Source organism: Providencia sp. PROV061, assembly GCF_011045655.1.
GTDB lineage: Bacteria > Pseudomonadota > Gammaproteobacteria > Enterobacterales > Enterobacteriaceae > Providencia > Providencia hangzhouensis.
Window position 1 is genome coordinate 2,654,314 of record NZ_CP042861.1, and the last position, 16,533, is coordinate 2,670,846.

Below are 16,533 nucleotides of genomic sequence, written 5' to 3' on the forward strand. Positions count from 1 at the left end.
TTCCGAATTTTTCCCTTAAAAATTCAATAAAAATGACGCATTTTTCCGCTGAAGGTTCTTTTATTTATTGCTGGTGTACGAATCAATTTCACTAGGTGAACCAAATAACCGCCATAAATGACGATTAGCTTCCCATTTACAATCATTTCTATTCGCGTTGTCATCAAAATTTTCTTATTTTAGATTTCCTATAACCAATTGTTTTATATTAAAAATACTTCACTTTCATTTTTATCACTGAAAAATACCTTTTTAAAACCCTAACTCACCTCACAATTTATTAACAACTCTCTTGAATCATTTTTTATTATTCTCCATGCTAATTTTATTAAATAAACCAATGGTTTACTGTATAAACCAATCGAGGTTAAGATGAAAGAGAATATTGTCACTGCCGTTGATGATGCTTTATTGTTATTGATGCTATTAGGTGAAAAAAACAATCTTGGGTTAAGTGAACTTGCACGCTTATCTGGCATGAATAAATCCAAGGTATACCGCTTATTATGCACACTGGAAAATCGCCATTTCGTACAAAAAAACGAAAATCCGGTTACTTATCATTTAGGCCATCAATTATTAAGCTTGGGGAATTGCGCTCGCCAACAAATTAACTATATCCAAGTCGCAGAAGTTGAAGCAGAGCAACTACGTCAACGTTTTGATGAAAATATTCAAATGCGTATACGTGACAACGATGAAATTTTACAAGTTCTTCATAAGCCATCAGGACAATCACTTCAAGTGCGCAGTGAAGCTGGTAATCGCCGACCGTTAGGATCTGGGGCTTCAGGCAGAGTGCTATTGGCTTACTCACCTAAAGATGTTCAAGCACATTTTATTGAAAAGAACCCCTCTATTGAAAAATCTATTGTAACCATACGCTCACAAGGTTTTGCAATTACCCGGGGTGAATTAACCGCAGGTATTGGTGCGATCGCCGCACCTATCTTTTCACAACATGGGGAATGCATTGCTTCGCTGAGTATTAGCTTACCTCTAAGCCGTTTTTCTGATGAAAAAGAACAAGATATGACTGAGCAACTGCTTCTGTCTGCTTTACGTATATCGAGGCAGCTCGGTTACGACTCATAATTAATACAATAAAAGAGACAACACCATGCAACCAACAAACAGCACAATACAAAGCCCATCTTCACCACCAGACTGGCAAATGAACCCGGTTTTAGTAATGTTAACTATAGTTATCATTGCCTTTTTAATGACTTATTTTGTTAATTCAGGCCAATATGAGCGTGATGGCAAAAAAGTCATTCCTGACTCTTACCAAACTATCACTAAAGACATTACGTTAGAGCAATTATTAGGCACTGAGAAATCGGAGGAAGGTACTGCCGCTCCTGTCAGTTTGCCTCAACTATTTAAAGCGATCCCCGAAGGAATTGTTAAGCAATCGCCACTTATATATATGGTGCTATTCATCGGAGGAATGTTTGGTATTCTCAATAAAACAGGGGCAATAGAATCAGGACTAGAGCGATTGCTCCATGTTACCCGAGGCAATATCTACTTGTTAATCCCTTTCTTAATGATTGTATTTTCCATGGGAAGTACCTTTATGGGGTTGGCCAAAGAGTATCTTTTGGTTATTCCCATGGTTATAGCCTTAGTGAAACGCGTTGGGTTGAATGAACTTATTGGGCTTGCCATTGTAGCTATTGCGGTTAAGGTAGGATACCTCGCCTCCATCACCAACCCATATGCACTTTCTATCGCACAACCGCTTGTTGGTTTACCCGTGTTTAGTGGTTTAAGTATGCGAATTGCGGCGTACTTTATTTTTATTACACTCGGTATTTTATTCGTTTTCTATAGCATTCGTAAAACGACACTCACAAACTATGTGGTTGAAGAACATAATCAAACCACACAATTAACCCATCGCCATAAACTTATGTTAATTGTCTTAGCTATCGGTGTTGCATTTTTAGTCTATGCCTCTAATCGCTGGCATTGGAAAAATAATGATTTATCTGCTTACTATTTATTCTTAAGTGTCATTTTAACTTGTTGTAGTGGTTTGACCGCAAGTGCCGCCGCTAATGCATTTGTCAGTGGAATGAAAAAAGTCCTCATCGCAGGGGTGTTAATTGGGTTAGCGACTGCTGTCGAAATTATTCTTTCTCAAGGTAAAATTCTTGATACCATTATTCATCAATTAGTTGGGCTTGTCGGTAATCACGGTCCTTATGTTTCATCATATAGCATGTTTATTTCCCAACTATTATTAGACATTGCTATTCCATCTACTTCTGGGCAAGCCGCTGTCACAATGCCAATTTTAGGCCCCGTTGGTGAGATTTCTGGTGTTTCCCCTCAAACAACGGTTTTTGCATTTTTAATGGGTAATGGGCTAACCAATATGATCACACCAACATCTAGTGGGTTATTGATCTTTTTAGCTACAGCCGGTGTCAGTTGGACCACCTGGGCAAAATACATTTTACCGCTTTTTATCATTTTTATGGCAATCAGCATTGGTTTACTGAGCATCGCCGTTACCATAGGGTATTAGTAAGATGGATATGAAGAATTACCGAATAGAAATGCGTGATGGAATAATGCTATCAACCGATATTTACTTTCCACAAACTCAATCAACTGCATCTTTTCCCGTTATTATAGAGCGAACCCCCTATGATAAAACCGCACCTTCTCGTTCGGAAAAAACGGTATCAGGCCAGCAAATAACACGCCAAGAAATGGCGAAATACTTCAATAAACATGGTTTTATTGTCGTGTATCAGGATTGCCGTGGACGTTATGAGTCCGAAGGAAAGTTCACAAAATATATTAATGAAGCTGAAGATGGTTTTGATACATTACAATGGATTATGGAACAACCCTGGTGTAATGGCAAAATAGGCTCAATGGGTCTCTCTTATGCCGCTCATACACAATTAGCAATGGCGTGTTTAAATCCACCAGGTTTACAGACGATGGTGCTGGATTCTGGCGGTTTTGCCAACGCCTACCAATGCGGGATCCGTCAAGGGGGGGCTTTTGAACTCAAACAAGCCACTTGGGCGTTTAAGCAAGCTAAACTAAGCCCACTCGCCCAGCAATCTCCCGAAATTTTAGCCGCACTCGAACAAGAAAATATCCATGAGTGGTTTACGACAATGCCATGGCATCAAGGACAAACATTACTTAAACATGTTCCTGAATATGAATCGTATTTATTTGAACAATGGGAAGAAGAGTGTTTTTCCGATTATTGGCAGAAAATAGGCATTTATGCCGAAGGCTATTATGACCAAATACCGGATATCCCAGTGTTATTTATGTCTAGTTGGTACGATGCCTATGTCAGTTCAACATTAGATAACTACTATGCATTTGTTACCAAAAAACAATCACCGCAAAAATTAATCATGGGGCCTTGGCTACATGGTGACCGTAATATCACGCATAGTGGTGATGCAGAGTTTGGTGATATCGCAGCATTTGACCACAATGTTAGTGAAAGTTGGTTATCTTGCCGTTTAAATTGGTTTGAAACTCACTTAAAGGATAAGAGCGCCAAAAACCATCGTGACGAAGTAACAATATTCATGATGGGTGGTGGAAGTGGTAAACGCAACCAACAAGGACGTATAGAGCATGGGGGAAAATGGCTTAGCCACCATCAGTGGCCTTTGCCAAATACTGAGAAAACTGCGTATTATCTGTGGCCAGATAACAAATTACATCATCAGCCCTACACTAAAACAACCACAATATCCTATTGTTATGACCCTAAGAATCCAGTGCCTACCATTGGCGGTGCCTTAACCTCAGGTCAGCCTATATTTTGGGGTGGGGCTTTCAATCAATGTGAATTACCCCAGTTTTTTGGTAGTAAACAAAATAACTTACCCCTTTCTGCCCGTTGTGATGTATTAGTTTTCGAAACCGAGGAATTACAAGCAGATGTCTGTTTAGCAGGTGAAATTGAAGTGTCGCTTTGGATAAGCAGTGATGCATTAGATACAGATTTCACCGCAAAACTTATTGATGTTTACCCTCCCAGTGCCGATTACCCTCAAGGCTATGCCATGAATATTACTGATGGCATCATACGTTGCCGTTTTCGGCATGGTTATGAACGGAAGGAATTATTAACCCCAAATGAAATTGTCGAAGTAAAAATTAAGCCGTTTGCCTGTGCAAACCGTTTCGCAAAAGGACATCGTATACGATTAGATATTTCTAGTAGCAATTTCCCTAAATATGACTTCAATACAAATACAGGTAAAACTATCGCGGGTGATAGAACCTGGAAAATAGCTTGTAATAGCCTACATATTTCTAGCGAATACCCGTCAAAAATCATTTTGCCCGTGCTCAACGAAACTTAAAAATAATATAATTAACCAATAAATTTGCCCGCTTTAACTGCCAACACCACTAAAGCGGGCTATATGAGAAGATAATTATTCCGCTTGAACCCAAAACACACCATCCCCCTCTAGGGCAGTGAAAGTTTTGTGTAAGTAATCGCTATCTGCTTGCGGATCAAGGTCTGCAAACAACTCTGGGTGGATAAATTTTGCAATCGCTTCCACCGCAATAATGTTAAATGGCGTATCGTAGTATTGCTGGTATAACGCTAATACTTGCTTGTTTTTGTAAGCAGATAATGAACGAAACTTAGGGCGATCCATTAGCTTACTCAAGCGGGCTAAAGACTTTTGTTTATCCCCCGTATAACCTAACGGCACAGAAGCACTACCTTTACGGGTACTATCCCAATCAGCTGCGGTCATTAAATAATAATCAGGGTTGCTGTGAATCAATTGTTCTTCACTGATTTCCCCACCCATTCCAATACTAAACCATTGTGAACCAAGGTTATTCCCGCCTGCCGTTTCAACAAATTCGCCAAAATTACCATTACCGAACGTTTTACAGCAATAATCTTCCCCTTGGATACCAGCTGCTCGTTCAATGAATACGCTTGGACGCTGCTCTTTGCTAAGTTTAGCCACTCTTGAACGGATTAAGTCTAACTTTTGTTGATAAAACTGATTAAATGCTTGCGCTTGTTGTTCTTCACCGAATACTTGGCCAAGTAATGCCATACTCGGCATGGTATTTTTTAATGGATATTGCCTAAAGTCGATAAAAATAACGGGTAAACCACTTTTTTCCAATAACGATAAGGTGCCACTTTCAGCAAGCTTACTTTTTAAGCCAATATCAAAAATTAACAAATCAGGTTGAGCTACTAAAGCCTTTTCAACACTAAAATCTGTCGTATAAGGGTTGGGAAAAACAGGTATTTGACTGAGTTGTGGAAATTTTTTGCTGTACGCAATACTCAAATCAGGCGCTTTTTTAATTAACGCATCATCCCAAGCAATAATCCCTTTTAATGGGTCTTGCGGATGTAATATATTTAACGCAACTAAAACACGGCTGTCCGCCAGCATCACTCGAGATACAGGGGCATTAACCGTCACATCCCTACCCGCAATATCCGTCACAGTGATAGGTGCCGCCAAACTATTAGTTGGAAATAGTAGGCTAACAGCACTAAGAATCAGCACGAATGCATTGATAAGTTTTCTCATCATCATTGTTCTGCCTTATTTTTATTAAAATTTTACGGATGCTTGAACATAGTAAGTTCTTGGCTGCCCCACATAGATACCATAATTGTTATCCGTAGAACGTGTAAAATAAGTTTGATCAAAAAGATTTTTAATACCAGCAGATAGCGTTAAATCAGACAAACTTTTTCCAAAATGGTACTCGCCTCGTGCGTCCCACACCATATAACCGGGGATTGTTCCGTATCGGCCATCAGCACTTGGTTTTGTTACATAATGGCTTGATGTTCCTGGCGATTCTTGGGTAGATTGTGCATAAGTATTTAAGTTCCATACCCAATTACCAGTTTCATAACGGCTACCTGCGGTAAAGACTTGCCGTGAATAAAACGGTAAATCCTTATGAGCGAAATCCCCTTTTTTACTTACCGCTTTAGTGTAGGTATAAGTACTATACACACTTATACCATCCAATTTATCACTCAGCTCAGACAGGTTATATCTTGCTGCCAATTCCACACCTTGATGAGTTGTGGCTCCCAAATTTGTCCAACCCGTTGTATTTTCAACGTAAAGTAATTGGTCATCGAAATCGATATAAAATAATGTCGCTTCAAGAGATAGCGCAGTATTATCGTATTTAGTCCCCACTTCATAGTTATGTGCTTTTTCTGCACTTAACCCATTTGCGGGTGAATTCCCTACCCCTTTCGTATTCAACTGAAAATACTGCAAACTGCCAAATGACGTACTGGCATTGGCAAATAGTTTCCATTCATCATCAATGTGATAGATCACCGCCAGCGCAGGAAGCGGTTCGCTATATCGCTTACTTCTGTTTTGGTTTTTAAAACTGTCATTTAAATGAATATTAATGTTCTCATAGCGGATCCCTGGGATCACCGTCCAATTACCAACATCAATGGTGTCATCAAGGTAAATAGCATGGGCTTCTGTTCCACCCGATGTGTGTTGGTAATAATCATTAGTACTCGGCCGCGAACTTTGAGTGCCGGCTTGGTACCAATTTGAACGGTAAGCTTTTTCGTCTGCGGTTTCATTTAAATAACGGTATCCCACCGTCACTTCATGTGAAATATCATTAAAACGGAATAATTGTGAATAACTCGGTTCAATTGCATACGCGGTATAGTGACGAGGGTAAGAAACTAACCGTCTTTCATTCGCTTTATCTTTATGGTCACTTTCTATATAACTCCCCCGATAACTTTTACTAAACCATGTCATTAACTCAAATTGTTTATCATCTTCTTCATGTTTATATTTCAATGACATGTCTTGTCGATTTCCTTCAAAACGGTCATAAGGCCGTGTTGATTGGAATGGGTCAGCGTTATATTGCGCTTGAGTTAGCCCACCTGGCATACCTGACATTGCATGATAATAATGAAAATTAGCCAGTAACTCGTCGTTATCGGTTATGGCATAACGTGTTTTTAAAATCAGGTCATCAATATCTGTATTATCATTGCTTTTACGGTAGCCCTGCCCATGTAACCCTGAATACAGCAGTATCGCTCCTGCTGAGTCATCGGCTTTTGAGCCCCCCACGGACGCATCGACTAGGGTTTTGAGCCCTCCTGTTTTAGCCCCTTGGGTTTGTAACGAAACACCACCAGAAAAGTCTTTCGGGATAGGTTTTGTCACAAAGTTAATGACGCCACCCACATTTTGTGGCCCATAACGTACGGAAGCTCCTCCGCGGATCACATCAATAAATTCAATACTCCCTAGTGATAATGGCGACATCGACAGCTGAGGTTGGCCATAAGGCGCTGCCGCTAGTGGCATACCATCGAGTAAAATCGTTGAGCGAGGTGAAAGGCGTGAGGTTAACCCACGAACCCCAACATTCAAGGAAACATCGCTCCCACCTGTCCCGTTACTTTCTCGTACCTGCACACCGGGTATCCCTTTCAATGCATCAGCAATCGTTTCACTGCCTGATTCTTTGATTTGTTGTTGGTTTTTTACTGTTCGCGCACCTGGGTGATTAAATACCACCTCACCATCTTCAGTATTTTCAAGCCAATTGCCTGTAACTGTAATCTGATCATTTTTTGGATTATCAACAGCAAATACATGATAAGGCGCTAATGCCGCTGAAATAGCTAATGATATGAGTAGCTTGCTAGTTTTTAAATTCATAAGGAATAAGCAATAAAGGAGATTAAGAGAGATAATGATAATTATAATCATTACAAACAATCAACTTAATTTACTATTTATTTTGAAATTATTCTGTTTTAATTCCTTATTATATAAAGGGTTATTGAGAGTGAATAAAGCTAAAAAACCGAGGGAGCTTCCCCTCGGTTAACATTATTGGTAAACATGATATAATTAGAGGTAAATATCATTTTGCCTCTAAAGGCATTAACCACCCAGTGAGAAAAATACCACTCGGCCAACCCCTTCTCCGACAAAAATACAGAGTGTTGCCAGTGACATAACGAATGTTGCATTCACATTGCGCCCATTTTTTTGGCACAGTAAACGGCCAACAAACAAGACTCCTAATGCAATAAGTATGACTCTAACAATGCTTAAGTTCACTAAACCCTCAGGTAGTTCACGCGGCGTCATTCCCATATAAATAGGCTCCCCGATATTTCCGAGTAGAGATAATGCGCCCAGCAGCATAAGTAAGATCCCAATAACACCAATACCAAGTGTAATTTTAACCACTCGCTTTAATTGCTCTTCTTTATCATTGCGACGTAAAGAACCTACCAGTAATAATGCCGCTATCACGCCACCAACCAGTAATACCGCCCCAAAGAAACTGGCGTAGGTAAATAAGCCATTCCAGAGATTAAACAAGGTGTTAGCATACAATGCTGACATTGCGTACATATAGATAATACCTGCTAACGCACTAAGCAACAGTAGCAGCGCGTTCGCTTTTTGTTTCAGCAATAGCAGCGCGACACTGAAAAATAATAGCGCCATATAAATTGCAGTCGCCCACACTTCGCGACTCATCCATGAGGTCGATACATGCAACATGGTATAAAACATGTGTAGCGGGTTACCCATATGAAATAATGAACCCAATAACCCAACACAGCCCAGAACAAAACTAGCTAGAACAGGCAGTTTAATAAACTGGACGCTTTGTAGGTTATTTCCGCCTTCAAGCACACGAAAATAGCATACTAATGAAACTAACAAGCACCCCACAGAAGCTTGCATAAATAAGGTGAAAATCACCAACGGAAATTCATGCATGATAATTCTCCTTATCCTTTTGTACCGACAACTAGGTTCGGTTTGGTAATACTTGAGCTAGGTAGCCCGGCAATATCTGCATTCGAGCCATATTTTTTACGTAATTCGCTAATTAGACCGAACTCAATCGCACGCATAGGGCAAGAATCAACACACATTGGATTTCCTCCTTTTTCACGGAGATCAAGACAAGTGTCGCACTTAGTCATCATTCCAATACTGGCATCAAACTGAGGTGCTTCATATGGACAAGCCCACGTACAATAGCGGCAACCCACACATTTATCATGGTCGACTAAGACAACGCCATCTTCCTCTCGTTTGTGCATTGCGGTGGTAGGACAATGACTTACACATTGCGGATCATCACAATGGTTACAGGCAATAGACAAGTGCCAAGTCCGAGGACGTGGATACTCCCCCACTTCAATATCATACACACGGCGAAAGTTGCGCCCGACTTCAAGGTCATTTTTGTCTTTACATGCAACAACACAGGTCTTACAACCAATGCAAGTGGCAACATTAATATAAAATCCGACTTGTTTATCCATTTCTTATTGCCCCCTAAAATATAATACGCTGTGGAATTGCTGCATCTGGAACTAACTGGTCACCATGCCATTTTTCGATATTACATAGCATCGTGTTCCACCCTGATGTACCAAGCCCTGTAGGGACTTGAATGGTTAGCGTATTGTCGGCCCCCGCCATATCTATCCCTGTTTTTTCGTCAACATTGGTCCAACTGCCATGGGGTAATGCGACCACGCCCGGCTTCATCGTTTGTGTCACCAATGCAGGACGAACAATCTTCCCTTGTGGGCTCGTGACCAACACAGTTTCACCGTGTTTAATACCTAAACGTTTCGCATCAGACGCATTGATATAAATTGGGCTTGGCCACTGCTCACGTAACCAAGGCACATTATCAAGCGTGCTGTGAGAGCGGCGTAAATAGTGTGGATTATAGATTTGGAATGGGTAATCCCCTTTCTCCTTCTTCGAGAAATCGCTAAAGCTAGCCTCGTAACCACTTGCAGACGGAATATACTCAGGAATTGGTGGTAATTTAGTCCAGCCACACTCATCGGCTTTTTCGACTAATGTTTGGCAGTAAATTTCAAATTTGCCACTTGGTGTTGGTCGTGGATTAGCCTGTGGGTCGCGAATGAAATCTTCATAGGCAATATAGCCATAGTTATCACCAGCAGTCCGTTTTACTTGGTATTTCCCAACAGTAAGAAATTCATTGAGGGTAATTCGCCCCTGTTGTGGCTTGCCTGTTACTTGCCATTCATCAATGTCCGCTTGAGTGATTGTGATTAATGGTTCTGTTGTCTTACCATCTTCACCAATGATTGTTGCGCCATTGAGTTTATTGAAAAATTGTTGTTTTTCCGAAACAGGAAAAACTTCATCGACATTAATACCTAGACGCTTACCTATTTCTTTGGCGATCCATTGGTCACTTCTCGCTTCATAAAGTGGTGGCGTTACATTCACTGCAGATATCATAACTTCACGGTTACTTGGATTTAATATGGTTCCTTCACGCTCCCACTCAGTCGTCACCGGTAAGACAATATCCGAATATTTGGCGCAAGTATGCGGAACATACGCTGCGGTCACAACCAATTCCACATCTTTACGGTAGGCCTCAACGCTTTGCGAAATATTGGCTCGTGTTTGTAACGTGGCATTGAATGGATGAATGATCATTTGGATATTTGCATCGACATCTCCCACACCACGTTGGCGGAATTTTTTCTCTAATAATGCACGGTTAAGCTCATTGTGATTGATTTTTAAACTGACTGGATTTGGTACTGAAGGTAGCCCACTTGCTCCCGCCATAACGAGCCGCGTGCCATTATTTCCAGCAGCGAAATGGCAACTAACCCCTGTCATCCGGCCAGGCCTTCCCATATGGCCAGTCATAAAGCCTAAGGTTGAGAATGCTTGCACCCACCCTTCACCATTATGAATTCGAGCAGGTGCCCAACCTGTAAGCAATGCGACTCGGTTAGTGCCACCGATTTCACGTGCCAAAGTGCGAATATCACTCACTGACAGCCCACAAATATTAGAGGCCCACTCAGGTGTTTTTGGCTCTCCCGTATAGGTGCCTAATAGATAATCTTTGAAGTTCCCTTTCGGGTCTGCACCTGCGGGCATATTACTTTCATCAAAACCAACTGTGCAACGGCGTAAAAAATCCCAGTCAATCAACGGACTGTCAGGGCTATCCATTTCTAATAGTGCGTACATAATACCCAGTGCTAATGCATGGTCAGTACCCGGATTGATGGGGTACCAATCTGCATCCATTAACTCTGCCGTCGTCGTATAACTTGGGTCAATGCTAATGAAGCGAGCCCCAGCTTTTTTTGCCTGATAATAATTATAGGTTGGGCTACCCGGGCTACTCCACGCTGGGTTTGCCCCCCACATCACGATCAACTGGGAGTTACGCATATCAAAACGGTCATTGGTACCAAAGGTATAAAATCCTTCAAGTAATCCTAAATGGGCTGGTGTTTCAAACCATGCTCCCCACGAGGTTGTTCCCCAATCCCCAACAAAACCCCCCGCTTTGGCGTAAACGTTTTGGATATCAACACCGTTACCACCCGTGATCCAAATAGACTCGTTACCATATTTTTCTTTAATACGTTTCGACTCTGATGCCACAATATCTAATGCTTCATCCCAACTGATGCGCACCCATTGGTCCCGTCCTCGTAAGCTTTTGTCCCCACCACCCGGGGCCCAGCCTTTACGCTTCATGGGGTATTTCAGACGATCCGCCCCAAAAACTTGTTTACGTTGTGAACGACCACGTAAACAACCTCGCTGTTGTGGGAAATCAGGAGAATCTGCAACCACATCATCTGTTTTTTGTCTAACAACGACACCATCGACCACCAATGCTTTATTAACACAGCGGCCACCACAGTTATGCCAACAGGCTACGGGTTTCCATTTCCCTTGAGTCACTGCATCAGTAGCTTGTGCAACCGCTTTTTCTTCCTCTGGTGTTGCCGCATATAATTGCTTACTCAGCGGTAACGTAGCCATTACTGATGCCGCTGATGTCCAAGCTATAAATGAACGGCGACTTAAGGCTATTTTCTGTCTTTCTGACATTGCTCTTACCTCTTCATTTTGTTTTATTATTATAAATTGACTAATTCATTGATTTTTTTAATATCATTGCGTAAAAAAAGTTCAAGTAATGAACTTAATTGACGATAAAATACGGTTTCTGCATGGTTATGCATTGAGTGGCAAAATGGCGTAATAAAAGCCAATAAATGGGTATTCAGGAATGTCACAGACCCGAGCAATAATGCGTTTACTTTAGTCCAATCAACATTTTCAGTTTCGCTATCAATAACTTCAGTAATACGCAGACTTAAATGCCACATAAAATCTAACTCATAACCAATATGGTCAGCGGCTTCCATATCACCTTCTGGCAAGTGAACGCCATACTGTTCATAAAAAGACTTCACTGCTAAGGTACTTTCTTGAAATAACAATTTGTCACGAGAAACATACGTTGATTCCCATGGCGCTGCCGGCGGGGCTTCTGGGCCAATAAATAAGCGAGTAAAATCCCAATGCAAATTTTCGAAATCTTCGTTATTGGCTTGTATCCGCCTATTGTTTAAGTCTTTATGCATCTCATTTATCGCATTTTTCATTGCAGGTAATGCTTCATCACAGGGGAATAACAACAACCCTGAATCACTTAAATAACTTAATAATTCTGGCGTCGGTTCTTCCATAAACAAGCGCCGTAATACGTCATAAGCAAATTGACGCGCATAAAGAAAATCTAAAATTTGGTCATCATTGGTCATAAATGTTTCCCTACAGGTCAGTCAATAAAAATTCAGTGGGTGTGGTGAGTTCAACTCGCACTTCTTTAATTAAAGGATTGCCCTGTTCATCGGGCTCAATAATGTGGGAAGTCAATGCAATAGGTAGTTTGGCTAGCGGGGTTAATAAGCAAATTGCTTCAGGATTAAACTGCAAAAATCCATGCAACAATTCTTGATGATAAGAAACGCCTGCGTTTTTCAATAAAACCGCCACTTTTTCACAATCGTCACCAAAAACTTTGGCGCTTTTAAAAAAATAATCCCGAGAGGAAAAAATATAATGCTTTCCTATTATTTGTTCGTTGTGTTCAAAAAAAGCATTGCTTTGGTACACTTGCCCAGTATGCTTATTTTCTAAAGAGCAGTAGTGCACTCCAATAGATAACTGATTTTCTAGTGCAAATTTAAGAACACGGAGGCAGGCTAGTTCACTCTGTGCGACAGCTAATCCACCTGCATACCAATAGTTGTAATACACCTCATAAGGTGGGTTTTTAAGCATGAACCCGCGAGTTTGATAAGCCTCGCTATTTGTTAGTGGAAAGCAAAACTCTAATAAATTGATACCATCAATACCAATATCATCAAGCTGAGTAAGTAATTGATACATCTGCGGTTCTGTACCGGGGATCACGGGCATTTCCACCATTACAGTTGGAAAAATTTCGCGAGCTAAAGTAATGCGATGTAAAACTTTAGTAATTCGTTCTTTAGGATCATCAATTTTGATACTAAAGCGGATTTCTTGTAGACCAGCTTTAGCTAGAGCTAATGCCGTATTACGGTCTAATGGATCACCTGCTGTATATAAACGGCTATGAGCTAAAGGTAATTTCTGTTGGACTGCTTGGAAAAACGCAATGCTTTCTTGGCGAAAAAGTAAAGGTTCCCCTCCTGTTAATGCGATATGGGTAAGTGGATAGCCTTGTTCTGCTATCGCATCAACTTCACCAATAGCATCACGCATTTCCTCTTGAAATTCCTGATAATTTTCTTGATTTGGGTTAAAGCAAAAGTAACAATCGCGGTGGCATTTTAAGGACAAAAATGTCGTGTGGCTCCCTTCCCCTGTACGGCATTGTACACAAGCACTTGATAACCAATTACAATGTATACTCTTTCCATTATTCGCAAAAATTGCGCCTTTACTTTTTATATCTAGTTTGAGTTGTTCAATCTCATGTTGCTGTGCAAAAGGGTCTTCAAAATTAAGTCCATATTCGATAATTGCCTGCTGTGTTTGCTGTTCAATATCCAAATAGCGAATAGCATAACGCTTAAACTTTTGGTTATTTACTGTAGAGATTGTTCTATCTGTAATAGGATAGATCATAAATTTACCTTCAATTTATGAGCAAATAGTTCCTATTATTCGTTGAATTTTCAATTGGACTCAGATCGCAAATAATCAATTAATAGACGGGTATGACAATACCTGTGACAATTAGAAAAATGCTTATAAAGACTCACATCATTACCGATTAAATTGAAAATATTTTTTAAATAAGAAATATTCGCATTATTTTATTTTGATTTAGTATTAATGGCAGTATAAGTTAGCGGTATTATATGATGTTGCGCAAGATCAAAAAAACTTTCCTTTCATTATTTATATATCAACCAATTAGCTGATACTGCCAGCATAGCCAAATTATTACTCAGCAACGTTCTCATTATATGAGAATAATCTCATCAAATAAGTCGCTATATAAAAACTAAATAGCCAATTAGACAACACTTAAAAATAAAATAAAACTAACCTGTTAACATTAAAATAATCATAATAATATTTCAATTTGTAAAATTAAAATTCAAAAAATGTTCATCTATTCATTTTTGTATTATTATTTATTTTTATCTTATAAAAATAAATCTCCCCAACAAATAAAGCATAGTGACTATTTATCCTTTTTATCATATTTAATTTATATAATTAAAATTAATCGTTAAGCATTTTCAATTTGTCACTATCGTTCTATTAGCTATTATCATCAAAGTGGTAAAGCATAAGTAACTTTAACCGTTTCCATTGGTACCTCCGTCTTAATACTTTGAATACTACTAATTTGTGTTAAATGATCCGCATGGAAACGACGATATGAAGCTAAGTCTTCCGTCACAATACGGATCAGTGCATCACATTCCCCAGCCATTAGATGGCATTCGACGACTTCAGGCATCTGTTTAATGTCTTCAACGAATTGGTTGATGGTTTTAGCATCCTGTGTTTTAAACCAAATACGAGCAAATAAAGAAAGGCCCGCTCCAATTTTACTGCCATCCAACACCGCTACATAACGTTTGATAACCCCAGCCTCTTCAAGTAATTTCACGCGACGTAGGCAAGGTGACGGGGAAAGCCCCACTTCTTTAGCTAATTCAATATTCTGAATTTTTCCATCTCTTTGTAATACTTGTAAGATATGCCTATCAATGGCATCCAGTTTTAGTCTACTTTCCTTCATTGGCATTCCACCTCAATTTTATATTAATTAATGATATTAAATACCAATTTTTGTTTGTTTTAAAGCAATAAAAAAATCCAATATCATTGGATTATCGCTATAATTTTATCGCTACTGGCCAGTTGCGTGAAAATAACAATGAACAATAATGAGGAATTGAAATGGAGTTACAGAACTTACTCTTATTTAGCGCAACCGTGATCCCTTTAGTCTGCACACCAGGCCCAGACATTCTATTTATTTCCGCACAAGGATTATCAGGAGGAACCTCAGCGGCCTTGAAAGCGAATTTGGGTATTATATTGGGTTATGTGGCACATGCGATTCTGGCTGCACTTGGTTTAGCGGCGATTGTTGCAGCTTCACCCATGATTTTCCACACCATTAAATGGGTTGGGGTCGCTTATGTCACTTACCTTGCTATTCGCATGGTGTTATCTGCAATGAAAGCCGGAGACTTAAGAATTCAAACTGTGTCAACAAAGGCGGTCGTGGGTAAAGCATTTTTAACTAGCTTTCTTAACCCCAAAGGGTTACTGGTGTATTTTGCTATTTTACCGAATTTCATTAAGCTAACAGAAAGTGTCGCTGTCCAATCCTTGATACTTTCAGCCACTTTTATACTTTCGTGTGTCTTGATCTACGGCGTAATAGGTGCATTATTTGCATCCATGCATAATAAACAAGCTTATAATGATAAAAAACGTCGTATAACCGAAGGTGTTGCAGGTGGAATGCTAACGCTAGCCGCTATCGGTTTAGCAACCAGTTAGCGGGGTAATAACTCAATCCAGATTAACTTGCTATCGGTGCTAAGTGGTTTTATATCTCCTTCACCGATATCAGGTAACCACCACGCTCCTTGTCCTTGCGCCATATGATGGCAATTTGCCCCTGAAATTTCCCATTCGCCATTGAGCACGTAGACTAACCCCGCTTGGTTGGCGGGTAATCTACAATCTTCAGTGATGAAATAGTTTATAGCCACCCACCTATCATCTCGAAAAATAAAATTCATTAACTTAACTGATGGCTCTGAGACTTTTACCGCGCAAAATTGCTGAGCTGAAAATTGGGCGTGATCACCTGCGCGCTCTAGGCGATGCTCAAACGCTTTGGTATCGGTTAAAAGAAGCGGCTGGTCATTCAACAATACCACCAGCCTTTCCCCTTCTGCATAGCGCTTTAAATAGCTATCTTGGTTAATGGTTGCAATGCTTGCGCGTAATGAATAGTCCGATGCAACCGGCCAGCAAAACACTTCTTGGCTGGCCCCCGCACCATCATTCCAATCAAGGATAGGTAATTCCATTATGTCAAAACATTTTATTTTCACATTACCTCCCGTCTGTTGCTGCTAACACATTTAGA

General features: G+C 40.2%; 13 protein-coding genes. 4 read left to right on the plus strand and 9 right to left on the minus strand.

The window, feature by feature from the left end:
- Nucleotides 1-372: 372 nt before the first annotated feature.
- The 3 genes from FVA72_RS12015 to FVA72_RS12025 are packed head-to-tail and all read left to right on the plus strand — an operon-like array spanning nt 373 to nt 4,361.
- Entirely contained in the window at nt 373-1,095 is a 723-nt protein-coding gene (locus FVA72_RS12015; RefSeq protein ID WP_004264067.1) for an IclR family transcriptional regulator, read from the plus strand.
- A gap of 25 nt (nt 1,096-1,120) precedes the next feature.
- Nucleotides 1,121-2,536 carry a YfcC family protein gene (locus FVA72_RS12020; RefSeq protein ID WP_165119727.1) on the plus strand — a complete coding sequence of 472 codons (1,416 nt, stop codon included), beginning with the start codon at nt 1,121-1,123 and terminating at the stop codon, nt 2,534-2,536.
- Nucleotides 2,537-2,540: 4 nt separating this feature from the next.
- Nucleotides 2,541-4,361 (plus strand): CocE/NonD family hydrolase, encoded by a 1,821-nt coding sequence (locus FVA72_RS12025; RefSeq protein WP_175427119.1) that lies wholly within the window; start codon nt 2,541-2,543, stop codon nt 4,359-4,361.
- A gap of 75 nt (nt 4,362-4,436) precedes the next feature.
- Here FVA72_RS12025 and FVA72_RS12030 read toward each other — a convergent pair whose 3' ends face one another.
- The 8 genes from FVA72_RS12030 to FVA72_RS12065 all read right to left on the minus strand — a co-directional run bounded on the left by FVA72_RS12030 (nt 4,437) and on the right by FVA72_RS12065 (nt 15,168).
- Nucleotides 4,437-5,579, minus strand: a complete 1,143-nt coding sequence (locus FVA72_RS12030) for an ABC transporter substrate-binding protein (RefSeq protein WP_175427143.1) — start codon at nt 5,577-5,579, stop codon at nt 4,437-4,439.
- 21 nt (nt 5,580-5,600) lie between these two features.
- Nucleotides 5,601-7,724, minus strand: a complete 2,124-nt coding sequence (locus FVA72_RS12035; RefSeq protein ID WP_110591638.1) for a TonB-dependent receptor family protein — start codon at nt 7,722-7,724, stop codon at nt 5,601-5,603.
- A gap of 228 nt (nt 7,725-7,952) precedes the next feature.
- A complete protein-coding gene (locus FVA72_RS12040) occupies nt 7,953-8,807 on the minus strand; it encodes a dimethyl sulfoxide reductase anchor subunit family protein (RefSeq protein WP_110591637.1) in 855 nt (284 codons plus the stop codon).
- A gap of 11 nt (nt 8,808-8,818) precedes the next feature.
- Nucleotides 8,819-9,361, minus strand: coding sequence for a DMSO/selenate family reductase complex B subunit (locus FVA72_RS12045; protein WP_004264054.1), 543 nt, complete (start codon nt 9,359-9,361; stop codon nt 8,819-8,821).
- Between the two features lie 13 nt (nt 9,362-9,374).
- A complete protein-coding gene (locus tag FVA72_RS12050) occupies nt 9,375-11,957 on the minus strand; it encodes a molybdopterin-dependent oxidoreductase (protein WP_110591636.1) in 2,583 nt (860 codons plus the stop codon).
- Between the two features lie 29 nt (nt 11,958-11,986).
- On the minus strand, nt 11,987-12,676 hold the full coding sequence (locus FVA72_RS12055; protein ID WP_137019032.1) for a TorD/DmsD family molecular chaperone: 690 nt from the start codon (nt 12,674-12,676) through the stop codon (nt 11,987-11,989).
- 10 nt (nt 12,677-12,686) lie between these two features.
- Nucleotides 12,687-14,030 (minus strand): radical SAM protein, encoded by a 1,344-nt coding sequence (locus FVA72_RS12060; protein ID WP_110591634.1) that lies wholly within the window; start codon nt 14,028-14,030, stop codon nt 12,687-12,689.
- Between the two features lie 658 nt (nt 14,031-14,688).
- A complete protein-coding gene (locus FVA72_RS12065; RefSeq protein ID WP_004264035.1) occupies nt 14,689-15,168 on the minus strand; it encodes an Lrp/AsnC family transcriptional regulator in 480 nt (159 codons plus the stop codon).
- Nucleotides 15,169-15,323: 155 nt separating this feature from the next.
- On the opposite strand from FVA72_RS12065, the gene FVA72_RS12070 reads away from it, so the two are divergent.
- Complete coding sequence (locus FVA72_RS12070) at nt 15,324-15,935, plus strand: LysE family translocator (RefSeq protein ID WP_094962493.1); 612 nt, start codon at nt 15,324-15,326, stop codon at nt 15,933-15,935.
- On the opposite strand, the gene FVA72_RS12075 is transcribed toward FVA72_RS12070, so the two are convergent.
- Nucleotides 15,932-16,498, minus strand: coding sequence for a HutD/Ves family protein (locus tag FVA72_RS12075; protein ID WP_226616984.1), 567 nt, complete (start codon nt 16,496-16,498; stop codon nt 15,932-15,934). The two genes, FVA72_RS12070 and FVA72_RS12075, sit on opposite strands and share 4 nt — an antisense overlap.
- Nucleotides 16,499-16,533: the final 35 nt, after the last annotated feature.

Coding starts and splice junctions, on each gene's coding strand:
- FVA72_RS12015 (WP_004264067.1), top strand. CDS start 373: ATGAAAGAGAATATTGTCACTGCCGTTGATGATGCTTTATTGTTATTG.
- FVA72_RS12020 (WP_165119727.1), top strand. CDS start 1,121: ATGCAACCAACAAACAGCACAATACAAAGCCCATCTTCACCACCAGAC.
- FVA72_RS12025 (WP_175427119.1), top strand. CDS start 2,541: ATGGATATGAAGAATTACCGAATAGAAATGCGTGATGGAATAATGCTA.
- FVA72_RS12030 (WP_175427143.1), bottom strand. CDS start 5,579: ATGATGAGAAAACTTATCAATGCATTCGTGCTGATTCTTAGTGCTGTT.
- FVA72_RS12035 (WP_110591638.1), bottom strand. CDS start 7,724: ATGAATTTAAAAACTAGCAAGCTACTCATATCATTAGCTATTTCAGCG.
- FVA72_RS12040 (WP_110591637.1), bottom strand. CDS start 8,807: ATGCATGAATTTCCGTTGGTGATTTTCACCTTATTTATGCAAGCTTCT.
- FVA72_RS12045 (WP_004264054.1), bottom strand. CDS start 9,361: ATGGATAAACAAGTCGGATTTTATATTAATGTTGCCACTTGCATTGGT.
- FVA72_RS12050 (WP_110591636.1), bottom strand. CDS start 11,957: ATGTCAGAAAGACAGAAAATAGCCTTAAGTCGCCGTTCATTTATAGCT.
- FVA72_RS12055 (WP_137019032.1), bottom strand. CDS start 12,676: ATGACCAATGATGACCAAATTTTAGATTTTCTTTATGCGCGTCAATTT.
- FVA72_RS12060 (WP_110591634.1), bottom strand. CDS start 14,030: ATGATCTATCCTATTACAGATAGAACAATCTCTACAGTAAATAACCAA.
- FVA72_RS12065 (WP_004264035.1), bottom strand. CDS start 15,168: ATGCCAATGAAGGAAAGTAGACTAAAACTGGATGCCATTGATAGGCAT.
- FVA72_RS12070 (WP_094962493.1), top strand. CDS start 15,324: ATGGAGTTACAGAACTTACTCTTATTTAGCGCAACCGTGATCCCTTTA.